Origin of the sequence: Sinorhizobium kostiense, assembly GCF_017874595.1 — a bacterium.
GTDB classification, from domain to species: domain Bacteria; phylum Pseudomonadota; class Alphaproteobacteria; order Rhizobiales; family Rhizobiaceae; genus Sinorhizobium; species Sinorhizobium kostiense.
Window position 1 is genome coordinate 246,366 of record NZ_JAGILA010000005.1, and the last position, 13,472, is coordinate 259,837.

General features: G+C 62.4%; 6 protein-coding genes. All 6 read left to right on the plus strand.

The window, feature by feature from the left end:
- Positions 1-112 precede the first annotated feature (112 nt).
- The 6 genes from J2Z31_RS19050 to glgB all read left to right on the plus strand — a co-directional run bounded on the left by J2Z31_RS19050 (position 113) and on the right by glgB (position 13,410).
- A complete protein-coding gene (locus tag J2Z31_RS19050; RefSeq protein ID WP_209603436.1) occupies positions 113-3,436 on the plus strand; it encodes a transglutaminase family protein in 3,324 nt (1,107 codons plus the stop codon).
- Positions 3,437-5,845: a circularly permuted type 2 ATP-grasp protein gene (locus J2Z31_RS19055; RefSeq protein WP_209603438.1), complete on the plus strand. Its 2,409-nt coding sequence runs from the start codon at positions 3,437-3,439 to the stop codon at positions 5,843-5,845.
- Positions 5,846-5,995: 150 nt separating this feature from the next.
- Positions 5,996-6,874, plus strand: a complete 879-nt coding sequence (locus tag J2Z31_RS19060) for a transglutaminase family protein (RefSeq protein ID WP_209603759.1) — start codon at positions 5,996-5,998, stop codon at positions 6,872-6,874.
- 206 nt (positions 6,875-7,080) lie between these two features.
- Entirely contained in the window at positions 7,081-8,367 is a 1,287-nt protein-coding gene (locus tag J2Z31_RS19065; RefSeq protein WP_209603440.1) for a TadE/TadG family type IV pilus assembly protein, read from the plus strand.
- Between the two features lie 370 nt (positions 8,368-8,737).
- Positions 8,738-11,200: a glycogen/starch/alpha-glucan phosphorylase gene (locus tag J2Z31_RS19070; RefSeq protein ID WP_209603442.1), complete on the plus strand. Its 2,463-nt coding sequence runs from the start codon at positions 8,738-8,740 to the stop codon at positions 11,198-11,200.
- On the plus strand, positions 11,197-13,410 hold the full coding sequence (glgB, locus tag J2Z31_RS19075) for a 1,4-alpha-glucan branching protein GlgB (protein WP_209603444.1): 2,214 nt from the start codon (positions 11,197-11,199) through the stop codon (positions 13,408-13,410). The genes J2Z31_RS19070 and glgB overlap by 4 nt, the downstream gene beginning before the upstream one ends.
- Positions 13,411-13,472: the final 62 nt, after the last annotated feature.

Here is a 13,472-nt window from a genome sequence, read left to right on the forward strand (position 1 = left end):
TGCCGAAGGCCGCAGCCGAGTGCCCGGTTTCGGCTTGCTTTCTTCTTTGCATTGCACAAAAGTCCTCTCGAATGGCGGGCGAAGGACCCGCCATCGAGGGGAAAACGTTTTAATGTCGATCAAGGCCAGTATCTACCATCTGACCCACTATCAATATGACCGGCCGGTCAGGCTCTCACCGCAAATCATCAGGCTGAAGCCCGCCGCGCACTCCAAAACGAAGGTCATAAGCCACTCGCTGAAAGTTTCGCCGACGACACATTTCGTCAATCTGCAGCAGGATCCCTACGGCAACTATCTCGCCCGCTACGTCTTTCCGGATCCGGTGACGGAGTTGAAGATCGAGGTCGACCTCGTCGCCGACATGACCATCTACAATCCCTTCGACTTCTTCGTCGAAGAGGAGGCCGAGCATTGGCCGTTCAGCTATTCCGAGGACCTGAGCGAAGATCTCAAGATCTACATGACGCCGGAGCCGGCCGGGCCGAAACTCGCAGCCTTCCTGGAGACGGTCGATCGCGCGCGCCAGCGCACGGTCGACATGGTCGTCGGCCTCAACATGCGGCTGCAGAAGGAGATCGGCTACGTCATCCGCATGGCGCCGGGGGTGCAGACGCCCGAAGAGACGCTGGGGCTCGCAAAAGGCTCGTGCCGCGACTCAAGCTGGCTACTGGTGCAGATTCTCCGCAATCTCGGCTTTGCCGCCCGCTTCGTCTCCGGCTATCTTATCCAGCTCACCCCGGACCTGAAGGCGCTCGACGGCCCCTCGGGCACGGAGTACGACTTCACCGATCTCCATGCCTGGGCCGAAGTCTATATTCCGGGCGCGGGCTGGATCGGGCTCGACCCGACCTCCGGGCTCCTCACCGGTGAGAGCCACATCCCGCTTGCCGCGACACCGCACTATCGCAACGCCGCGCCGATCTCCGGCGGCTTCTTCGGCGACCCGGAAACCAATTCCGATTTTGCCTTCGACATGAAGATCATGCGCGTTTCCGAGCATCCGCGCATCACCAAGCCCTTTTCGGACGAGAGCTGGGAAGCCCTGAACGCCCTCGGCGATAAGGTTGACCAGGTCCTGGCCGAAAACGACGTGCGCCTCACCATGGGCGGCGAGCCGACTTTCGTGTCGATAGACGATTTCGAATCCGACGAATGGAACACCGCCGCCGTCGGTCCGACCAAGCGCGAAAAGGCCGACATGCTGATCCGCCGCCTGCGCGACCGCTTTGCTCCAGGGGGGTTTCTGCATTACGGCCAGGGCAAATGGTATCCTGGCGAGAGCCTGCCGCGCTGGACCTTTTCGCTTTACTGGCGCCGCGACGGCCTGCCGATCTGGCATCGGCCCGATCTCATCGCCGAGGAGCGCAGCCGGAACGAGGTTACGGAACGGGACGCGGAGCGCCTGCTCGTCGCCATTGCCGGCGAACTCGATCTCTCGGCGGACATGGTGGTGCCGGCCTTCGAGGATCCGGCCGAATGGATCGTCAAGGAAGCCAATCTTCCGGACAATGTCGATCCGTCCAATTCCAAGCTCAAGGACCTTGAGGAGCGCAGTCGGATTGCACGCGTCTTTGAGCGCGGCCTCACAACCCCGACCGGTTACGTATTGCCGGTGCAGGCCTGGAATGCCCGCGCCTCCGGCCACAATTGGATGAGCGAGAAATGGCGTACGCGGCGCGGCCACATCTTTCTCGTACCCGGTGACAGCCCGGTCGGCTACCGCCTGCCGCTCGGTTCGCTGCCCTACATTTCTCCCTCCAGCTATCCCTATATCAATCCGGTCGATCCGACAGTCCCGCGCGAGGCCTTGCCGGACTTCAGAGAAGAGAAGGGGCGCGCGCAACCGCCGCGCTTCCGATCGTCCGACGAGCCGCATGCATCGCCGCCGCCTGTCCGCGACGAGATCGGCGGCGAAGTCCGCACCGCAATGACAGTCGAGCCGCGTGACGGCCGGCTCTGTGTCTTCATGCCGCCAACAACGAGCATCGAGGAATATCTCGACCTGATCGCCTCGACCGAACGCGCTGCGGCGGAACTCGGCATGCCCGTGCATATCGAAGGCTACCCGCCGCGGTATGACGAACGCGTCAATGTGATCCGTGTCGCGCCGGATCCGGGCGTCATTGAAGTCAATATTCACCCGGCATCCAACTGGCGTGAATGCGTCGAAGTCACCACCGCTCTTTACGAGGAGGCACGCCAGAGCCGGCTCGGCGCCGACAAGTTCATGATCGATGGCCGCCATACGGGAACGGGCGGCGGCAACCATGTCGTCGTCGGCGGCCAGAACCCCAATGACAGCCCCTTCCTTCGCCGACCGGACCTCCTGAAGAGCATCGTCCTCCACTGGCAACGTCACCCATCGCTCTCCTATCTCTTTTCCGGCCTCTTCATCGGACCGACCAGCCAGGCGCCACGCATCGACGAGGCGCGCCATGATGCGCTCTACGAGCTGGAGATCGCGCTCGCCCAGGTGCCGACACCCGATACTGGCCGGCTGCCTCTCCCGTGGCTCATCGACCGGCTCTTCCGCAACCTGCTCGTCGACGTCACCGGCAACACCCATCGCGCGGAGATCTGCATCGACAAGCTGTTCTCGCCGGACGGGCCGACCGGCCGGCTCGGCCTGGTTGAATTCCGAGGCTTCGAGATGCCGCCGAATGCGCGCATGTCGCTCGCCCAGCAATTGCTCGTGCGCGCCCTTATCGCCCGTTTCTGGAAAAACCCGGTCGAGGGCCGCTTCGTCCGCTGGGGCACGGCGTTGCACGACCGCTTCATGCTGCCGCACTACGTCTGGCAGGACTTCCTCGAAGTTCTCGCCGATCTCGGCGCCCACGGTTTCGATCTTCGTCCGGAATGGTTCAACGCGCAGCTCGAGTTCCGCTTCCCCTACTGCGGCGAAGTCGAATACGACGGCGCCAAGCTCGAGATACGACAAGCGCTCGAACCGTGGCATGTGATGGGCGAACAGGGAGCGATCGGCGGTACGGTGCGATATGTCGATTCTTCCGTGGAACGCCTGCAGGTGAAGCTCGAGACCGCCAATCCCGATCGCTACACGGTCGCCTGCAACGGTCGGCCTGTGCCGCTTGCAAAAACGGGGCAGAACGGCATCGCCGTCGCGGGCGTTCGCTACAAAGCCTGGCAGCCGGCTTCAGGCCTTCATCCGGTGTTGCCGGTGAACACTCCCCTTACATTCGACGTTTATGATACATGGTCGAATCGGGCGATCGGCGGCTGCGTCTATCACGTTGCGCATCCGGGTGGGCGGAACTATGAGACTTTCCCGGTCAATGGCAATGAGGCCGAGGCGCGCCGGCTGGCGCGTTTCGAGCCCTGGGGCCACACAACGGGCATGTATCGACTGCAGAACGAGAGCCCATCCGCGGAATTTCCCCTGGCGCTCGACCTCAGGCGTCCGGCAGGAGTGTAAATGGCGAAGAAGCAAGCGGCCGAAGCGCAGGACAAACGTAGTGAGGAGCGCGATCCGGCGATCGGTTACCGCGTCCTGCCGGGTGTCGCCGACGAGATGCTCGATCCGCATGGCAATGTACGGCCCGTTTGGCAACGGCTGCTTGCGACCCTCGGCCGCATGGACGAGACGGAGCTCGTCAACCGCTTTGCCCGCGCCGACCGATATCTGCGCGATGCCGGCGTTTTCTATCGCGCCTATGGCAAGGAGAGTTCGGAACGAAGCTGGCCCTTGTCGCACGTTCCCGTGCTGATCGATGAAGCGGAGTGGGCCGCAGTCTCCGAGGGGCTCATCCAGCGCGCCGAACTCCTGGAAAGGGTCGTCGCCGATATCTATGGCGAAGGCCGGCTGGTGCGAGAAGGCCTGCTGCCGCCGGCGCTCATCGCCGCCAATTCCCAGTTTCTGCGCCCGCTCGTCGGCGTCAGCCCGGCCGGCGGGCACTTCCTGCATTTCTGCTCTTTCGAGATCGGGCGCGGGCCCGACGGCAACTGGTGGGTGCTTTCGGACCGGACCGAGGCGCCCTCCGGCGCCGGCTTCGCACTCGAAAACCGCGTGGCAACGGCGCGCGCCTTTTCCGACCTGTACGCGGAAACGCATGTGCGTCGGCTGGCGGGCTTCTTCGGTGCGTTCCGCGACGCGCTGCAGGCGCGAAAGCAGCACCCGGACGACCGCATCGCGGTGCTCTCGCCGGGGATCGCGAACGAGACCTATTTCGAACACGCCTATATTGCCCGCTATCTCGGCTTCATGTTGCTCGAGGGCGAGGACCTGACCGTCGTCGGCGGCCGGGTGATGGTGCGCACCGTCGCGGGCCTGAAGCCCGTCGGCGTGCTCTGGCGCCGCCTCGACGCTTCCTTCGCCGACCCGTTGGAACTCAATCAATCCTCGCAGATCGGCACGCCCGGTATAGTCGAGGCGCTGAGGGCGGGCAGCGTCTCGATCGTCAACGCGCTTGGCTCCGGAATTCTGGAGACGCGCGCGCTTCTCGCCTTCATGCCGGCGATCTGTCGCCAGTTGCTTGGCGAAGAGCAGAAGCTGCCGTCGATCGCGACCTGGTGGTGCGGCCAGAAATCCGAGCGTGAGCATGTCGCCGCCAACATCGAGGACATGGTCATCGGCCCGGCCTATTCGACGCGCCCCTTCTTCGACGACGATGGCCTGTCGGTGCTTGGCGCGTCGCTTCGCGACACGGCCAAGGCTTCCGTTGCCGAGTGGCTGGCAACGGACGGTGGCAAGCTGGTGGGACAGGAGGTCGTCACGCTTTCGACGACACCCGCCTGGGTTCGCGGCCGGCTAACGCCCCGGCCGATGAGTCTCCGGGTCTTTGCCGCGCGCACTCGCGAGGGCTGGCAGATCATGCCGGGCGGCTTCGCCCGCATCGGTTCAGGCGACGACGTGGCCGCTATCGCGATGCAGTCCGGCGGCACCGCCGCCGATGTCTGGATCGTCAGCGATAAGCCGGTCGAGCGTACGACGCTACTCCCGACCGAGGAGAGCTTCACCCGCAACCTTCCGGGCAGCCTGCCGAGCCGCGCGGCCGACAACCTCTTCTGGCTCGGCCGCTACATCGAGCGGGCGGAGGGCGCGCTTCGGATCCTGCGCGCCTGGCACAGTCGTTTTGCCGAGGCGGCCGATGCCGACATGCCGTTGCTCAAGGACGTGAGCGACTATCTTGCCGCCCTCGATATCAAAACGCGCCAACCGGTGCCCGACACCCTGCTTTCCGATATCGCCAGCGCGCTCTTCAGCGCCGGCAATATCCGCGACCGCTTCTCGCCCGATGGCTGGCTCGCGCTCAACGACCTGTCGAAGACGGCACGCAAGTTCCATGCGACCGTACAGGCCGGGGACGATGCCTCGCATGCGATGACCATCCTTCTGCGCAAGCTCGCGGGTTTCGCCGGCCTCGTGCACGAGAACATGTACCGCTTCACCGGCTGGCGCTTTCTGTCGATTGGCCGCTATCTCGAGCGCGGACTGCATATGACGCGGCTGCTCGGGCACATGTCCGGGCCCGAAGCGCCCGACGGCGCGTACGACATGCTCTTGGAGATTGGCGACAGCGTCATGACCCACCGGCGCCGTTACAACGTCAACACGGCGGCGGTGACCGTCACCGACCTCCTGGCGCTCGATCCGCTCAATCCGCGCTCGGTGCTGTACCAGTTGAACGAGATCAAGACAGAGGTCGAACTGCTGCCGAATGCCTTCGTCAACGGCCAGATGTCGCCCTTCTACCGGGAAACCATGCGGCTTCATTCTGGCCTTGCCGTGATGACGCCGGAAGCGATGACGGCGACGGTCTATAAACGGCTGGAGCAGGACCTCGAAAGGCTGTCAGACCTGCTCGCTCAGACCTATCTCGGGTAATATCTAATGAATCGAGATGGAGACGTAGAGCCAAATGGAATTAGCCCCTCGCCAACCCCTCCTCACGAGGGGGAGGGGCTTTGGTGTTGGGGAGGGGCTTCCTCCTCGCATCGAAACAGCCTCGCGTGTTAATGGAGAGCGATGGTTCCGATGCTCTACGACATCAACCTGAAGATCACCTATCGCTATGAGGTTCCGGTCAGCGGCGGACGTCATCTCGTCCGGGTCCTGCCCGTCTCGATCCCTGGGCGTCAGCGGCTTATCGCCGGGTCGGTGACCTGTCAGCCGGCGCCCTTCGAGCGCTCCGAAAGCGTCGACTTCTTCGCAAATCCGACCACTTCCATCCTGTTCCGAACGGTTCACGACCACCTGATAATCCGCATGCAGGCGCGGGTGCAGGCGGAGGCGAACGCGCCCTCCGCCGATCTTTCGCCGCCGCTTGCCGCCCTGCCGGCAGAGCTTGCCGCCTGCTGGTCGATCGACGCCGAATCCCCCCACCATTTCTTGGGCCCGACTCCGTTGCTCGGGCAGGTCCCGGAAATCGCCGCCTATGCGCGCGGGCTCGTCCGCGACGGCATGACCGTGCGCGAGATCGGCCTCGCCATCTGCGAGCGCATCCACCGCGACTTCGCCTATGACTCCGACGCGACCACAGTCACGACGACGCCGGACCAGTCCTTCAAGCTGAAGCGCGGCGTGTGCCAGGATTTCACCCATGTGATGATCGTCGCGCTGCGCAGCTTGGGCATTCCGGCCGGTTACGTTAGCGGATTTCTTAGGACCCTGCCGCCGCCTGGCCAGGAGCGCCTCGAAGGCGCCGACGCCATGCATGCCTGGGTCCGCTTCTGGTGCGGCATGACAGGCGGCTGGATGGAACTGGACCCGACGAACAACATCCCGGCCGGGACCGACCACATCATCGTCGGCCATGGCCGCGACTACGCCGATGTGGCGCCGGTGATCGGCATCCTGAAGAGCTACGGCAGCCAGACGACCGAACAGGCGGTCGACGTCATTCCGCTCGAGTGAACCAATTTGGCACGTCTGTGCCTTTTTAGTTCTGGGCGAGACACTTCAAGACCCAGTGGAAATGAGTGGCTTTCCGCTCGCTCCGTAAAATTGCACCCAACGGATCAACGCGGTGGTAACGCATCACCGGTAGCGTCGCACTACGAACGCTTACAAGGTGTGGGGCTGCGCGAAAAATGGGAAGTCGATCGACTGCGGGATCCTTCATGAAGATGCTCAAGGATCGGGGCGGCAATTTCGGCATGATGACGGCATTGCTGTTGGTGCCCATCGGAGCCACCGCGGGGCTCGCCCTGGATTTCAGTGCCGCCCTGATGGCCAAGAGTGAGCTTCAGGGGGCCGCCGACGCGGCGGTCTTGGGCGCAATTGCTGAAAGCTCCGCCGGCGTGACCGAGGCTCTTGAAATGTCCGGGAACGGAACTGTGCAGCTGAGCGAGACGGATGCGTTCAAGTTCTTCGAGAGCCAGTTCGCTGCAAATACCTATTTCACCCTGCTGGACGCGGACGCAACAGTCATCAAGGAAGACAACAAGCTGAAGGCAGTCTTCACTTACAGGGCGTCTGTGCCGACCTCTCTGTCGAGAATTCTCGGGAAGGAAAGCATCGAGATCTCCGGATCCGCCACTGCGGAATTCGAGACCGAGACGTATCGCGATTTCTACCTCTTACTGGACAATACACCTTCAATGGGCGTTGGGGCGACGCCAGCCGATGTCAACAAGATGGTCGCCAGTACGCCCGACCAGTGCGCCTTTGCTTGTCACATCGTCAAGAATGGCGTCGAAGACAAGAAGAGCTACTACAATCTGGCAAAGAAGCTTGGCGTAACCGTCCGTATCAATGTCGTTGCCAAAGCGACTGCGAGCCTGATGGACACCGCAATGGCGTCCCGAAAAAGTTCGAATCAATACCGCATGGCGGTATACACGTTCGGCCAAAAGGCCGAGGACACGAAACTGCTGGAAGTCTCGCCGCTGACCGTCAACCTGTCCGACGCGAAGAAGAAGGCTTCGCTGATCGATCTCATGTCGATTCCTTACCAGGGCTATGACAACGACCAGCAGACTGATTTCGATCGCGCCCTGACGCAAATCGCCGCAAAAATGGGAGAGCCGGGTTCCGGGCTGACCGCCAGTTCGCCGGAAAAGATCATCTTCTTTGTCTCCGATGGGGTCGGCGACAGCTATAAGCCCACGACATGCACGAAGAAAACCACAGAAGGGCGCTGCCAGGAGCCGATCGATACGAAGTACTGCGCGGCCCTGAAGGCGAAGGGCTACAAGATCGCCGTGCTCTACACGACCTATCTGCCTCTCCCGACGAATGGCTGGTACAAAAAATGGATCATGCCGTTCCAATCTGAGATTGGCGAGAAAATGCAGGAGTGTGCAACCTCGGGCCTTTTCTTTGAGGTCTCTCCCACCGAAGGCATCAGCGACGCCATGAGCGCCCTCTTCAAGAAGATAATCAGCGCGCCACGGCTGACCGGTTGAGCCCCTTTCGAGGGCCTGCATTGTCCGCACTTCCGCAAAGTCTGCTGCGACGATGAACCCTGCCGCCCGGCTTTTGTCGGGCGGCAACGTTCATCGTCGCACAGAACTTGATGCAAGCCGAAAGGGCCTTGCATCCGCGCCGCCATGCGCCGTATCAGCTCCCGCGTTGGAGGCATTTCACCCCCCGACATCGCCGCACATCTTTGGCCGAAATGCATCGCGGAGGCGTCAACACGTACGTCGCCGCTGTTTTAATCCTTTTAAAAACATCTGTTGCAAGCGCTTCGGATCGATGCATAAATTGGCCCTTGCCCCGGTCGGCTCCGGCCTGCGGTCTCCCAAATGCAACAAGGGTTTCTCAGTTTTGATAATGAATCGGCTCTCCACAACCGAACTGCCGCAGCCCGCACTGAGGTCTTCCGAACCGGGCCAGCTGGCGGTCGAGATCCTCGAGCGCCTGAAATACCGCATCGGCAAGGATCCGAAGGTTGCAAAGCCGCATGACTGGCTGACCGCCGCCATTCTGGTTGCGCGCGACCGCATCACCGATCGGTGGATGGAGTCGACGCGCAAGACCTATTCCACCGGAGCCAAGCGGGTCTATTATCTCTCGCTCGAATTCCTCATCGGGCGCCTGATGCGCGACGCGATGACCAATATCGGCCTGATGGACGAGATGCGCGATGCGCTTGCCTCGCTCGGCGTCGATATCGACGTGGTCGCGGAACTCGAGCCCGACGCGGCACTCGGCAATGGTGGCCTCGGTCGCCTCGCCGCCTGTTTCATGGAATCCATGGCGACCGTCGACGTGCCCGCCTATGGTTACGGCATCCGCTACATGCACGGCCTCTTCCGACAGCAGATGGCCGACGGCTGGCAGGTCGAACTACCGGAAACTTGGCTGGCGCATGGCAACCCTTGGGAGTTCGAACGACGGGAAAGCTCCTACGAGATCGGTTTCGGCGGCAGCGTCGAAACCGTCAATCTCGACGAGGAAGTGCAGCGTTACGTCTGGAAGCCGGCGGAGCGGGTGATCGCGACGGCTTTCGATACGCCGGCAGTTGGCTGGCGGGCGACCCGCGTCAATACGCTGAGGCTCTGGGCCGCGCAGCCGATCGATCCGATTCTTCTCGATGCCTTCAACGCCGGCGACCATATCGGCGCGCTGCGCGAAAGCAACAAGGCGGAGAGCCTGACGCGCGTGCTCTATCCGGCCGATGCGACCTCGGCCGGGCAGGAATTGCGTCTCAGACAGGAATATTTCTTCTCCTCCGCCTCGCTTCAGGACATTCTGCGGCGGCATCTGCAGCAATATCCGGATTTCACTTCGCTACCGGATGCCGTTGCAATCCAGCTCAACGATACGCATCCGGCAGTCTCCGTGGCGGAACTGGTCCGCCTGCTCACGGACGTTTACGGGCTCGATTTCGATCAGGCCTGGAACATCACCCGGCGAACCTTCGCCTACACCAACCACACGCTTCTGCCGGAAGCGCTGGAAAGCTGGCCGGTGCCGCTCTTCGAGCGGCTGCTTCCGCGCCACATGCAGATCGTCTACGCCATCAACGCCAAGATCCTGATCGAAGCGCGCAGGCAGAAACACGCGACCGACGAGCAGATCCGCAACATCTCGCTGATCGACGAGACGGGCGATCGGCGCGTGCGCATGGGCAATCTGGCCTTTGTCGGCTCGCACTCGATCAACGGCGTCTCGGCGCTTCACACGGAACTGATGAAGGAGACGGTCTTCGCCGACCTGCATCGGATCTATCCGGAGCGGATCAACAACAAGACCAACGGCATCACGCCCCGCCGTTGGCTCATGCAATGCAATCCCGGCCTCTTCGCGCTTATCCGCGATGCGATTGGCGACGAGTTCATGGACAACACCGAGGCGCTACAGGCGCTCGACACCTTTGCGGACAAGGCGGAATTCCAGGAACAGTTCGCTGCCGTCAAGCGCGCCAACAAGGTGAGACTGGCAAAGCTCGTTCAGGCGAGGCTCGGCATAAGGCTCGATCCCTCGGCGATGTTCGACATCCAAATCAAGCGCATCCACGAATACAAGCGGCAGTTGCTGAATATCATCGAGGCTGTCGCCCTTTACGACCAGATCAGGTCGCATCCTGAGCTCGACTGGGTGCCGCGCGTCAAGCTCTTCGCGGGCAAGGCGGCGCCAAGCTACCACAATGCCAAGCTGATCATCAAACTTGCCAATGATGTCGCCCGCGTCATCAACAACGACCCCGCCGTGCGGGGCCTGCTGAAGATCGTTTTCATCCCGAACTACAACGTCTCGCTGGCCGAAGTGATGGTGCCGGCGGCGGATCTTTCCGAACAGATCTCGACGGCCGGCATGGAAGCCTCGGGCACCGGCAACATGAAGTTCGCGCTGAACGGCGCACTGACGATCGGCACCCTCGACGGCGCCAATGTCGAGATGCGCGACTGGGTAGGCGAGGAGAACATCAAGATCTTCGGCATGACCGCCGAAGAGGTGGCGAAGGCGCGCGCGGACGGGCACAACCCGCGCGCCGTCATCGAGGGCTCTCGCGAATTGTCGCAGGCGCTGGCTGCGATTGCCTCCGGCGTCTTCTCACCGGACGACCCCCACCGGTTCTCGGGCCTCGTCGACGGGCTCTACAGCCATGACTGGTTCATGGTCGCCGCCGACTTCGAGGCCTATGCCAAGGCCCAGCGCGAGGTCGACCAGCTCTGGACGACGCCGTCCTCTTGGTATTCCAAGGCGATCCGGAACACGGCCCGCATGGGCTGGTTCTCCTCCGATCGCACAATCCGGCAATATGCCGGTGAAATCTGGAGCGCGGGATGAAGGCTTCGCCCGGCAAGGACCCGGAAGGACCCACCGCCTCAGGCCTTTTGCCGGCGCCGGAGATTGCGGCAATCCTCTCCGGCACCCACGGTAATCCCTTCGCCGTTCTCGGCGTGCACGCATCGGCCAAGGCCTTTATAGCCCGCTGCTTCATCCCTGGCGCCCAGTCGGTTATCGCAGAAACCCTTTCCGGCGAGGAGATCGGCGCGCTCCAGCGGCGCGACGATTCCGGGTTCTTCGAGGGCCCCGTCTCGCTTCGGAAGGAGCAGCCGATCCGCTATCGCGCCCGAAATGACGGCGGCGAGTGGATCGTGATCGACCCTTACAGCTTCGGCCCGGTCCTCGGTCCGATGGACGACTATTATATCCGTGAGGGATCGCACCTCCGCCTTTTCGACAAGATGGGCGCCCATCAGATCACGCATGAGGGCGCGGAAGGTTTTCACTTCGCCGTGTGGGCGCCGAATGCGCGCCGCGTTTCCGTGGTCGGCAGTTTCAACGATTGGGACGGGCGCCAGCACGTCATGCGATTGCGCGCTGATACGGGCATCTGGGAGATCTTCATTCCTGGCGTAACGAACGGCGCCCCCTACAAGTACGAGATACTCGACCGGGAAGGCAGGCTTCTGCCACTGAAGGCGGATCCCTTCGCCCGTCGCTCCGAATTGCGTCCCAACACGGCCTCGGTGACGACCGGCGAGATCGCGCAGGTCTGGGAGGACGAAGCGCATCGACGCCATTGGGAGGAAGTCGATCCGCGACGCCAGCCGATATCCATCTACGAAGTCCACGCCGCCTCGTGGCAGCGCCGCGATAATGGCGAGATGCTTACCTGGGACGAACTGGCGGACCGGTTGATCCCCTATTGCGTCGATATGGGCTTCACCCACATCGAATTTCTGCCGATATCCGAATACCCCTATGATCCTTCCTGGGGTTACCAGACGACCGGCCTCTACGCTCCGACGGCACGCTTCGGAGAGCCGGAGGGCTTCGCCCGTTTCGTCAACGGCTGCCACAAGGTCGGCATCGGCGTCATCCTGGATTGGGTGCCGGCTCATTTTCCAACCGACGAGCATGGCCTTCGCTGGTTCGACGGCACGGCGCTCTACGAACATGCGGACCCGCGCCAGGGCTTTCACCCGGACTGGAACACGGCAATCTACAATTTCGGACGGGATGAGGTCGTGGCCTATCTCGTCAACAATGCCCTCTACTGGGCCGAGAAGTTCCACGTCGACGGCCTGCGCGTTGATGCGGTCGCATCGATGCTTTACCTCGACTACTCCCGCAAGCACGGCGAATGGATACCCAACGAGTTCGGCGGCAACGAGAATCTCGCGGCCGTGCGCTTCCTGCAGACGATGAACTCGCGGCTCTACGGCATCCATCAGGGGGTGCTGACGGTCGCAGAGGAATCCACCTCCTGGCCGAAGGTGTCGCATCCGGTCCATGCGGGAGGCCTCGGCTTCGGCTTCAAGTGGAACATGGGCTTCATGCACGACACGCTGCAATATCTCGCTCGCGAGCCCGTGTACCGCAAGTTCCACCACAACGACATGACGTTCGGGCTGCTCTATGCCTTCAGCGAGAACTTCGTCCTGCCGCTGTCGCATGACGAGGTGGTGCATGGCAAAGGCTCGCTTGTGGCCAAGATGGCCGGCGATGACTGGCAGAAGTTCGCCAATCTCAGAGCCTATTACGGATTCATGTGGGGCTATCCCGGCAAGAAGCTTTTGTTCATGGGCCAGGAATTCGCCCAATGGCGCGAATGGTCGGAAGAGCGATCGCTCGACTGGAACCTGCTCGAATACAATCTCCATGAGGGCATGCGGCGGCTGGTACGTGATCTGAACGGCACGTACAGATCGAAACCGGCGCTGCATGCGCGCGACTGCGAGGGCGAAGGGTTCGAGTGGCTGATCGCGGACGACCGCGACAATTCCGTCTTTGCATGGCTTAGGAGGGCGCCCGGCGAGAAGCTGATCGCGGTCGTGACCAATTTCACGCCGGTTTACCGGGAGAGCTATGAGGTGCCGCTCCCGGTCGAGGGGCGTTGGAAGGAAATTCTCAATACCGACGCGGAGATCTATGGGGGGAGCGGCAAGGGCAACGGCGGTGCCGTCCATGTGGAGAGGAAATCGAGCGGGGTGATGACAGCCAGCGTCACGCTGCCGCCTTTGGCGACCTTGATGCTGGAGCAGGAGTAGCGATCCGCCGCGGCGGGCCTCGACCCGGCAGGCGGAACAGGACGAAGTGACGTGGGCGGCGC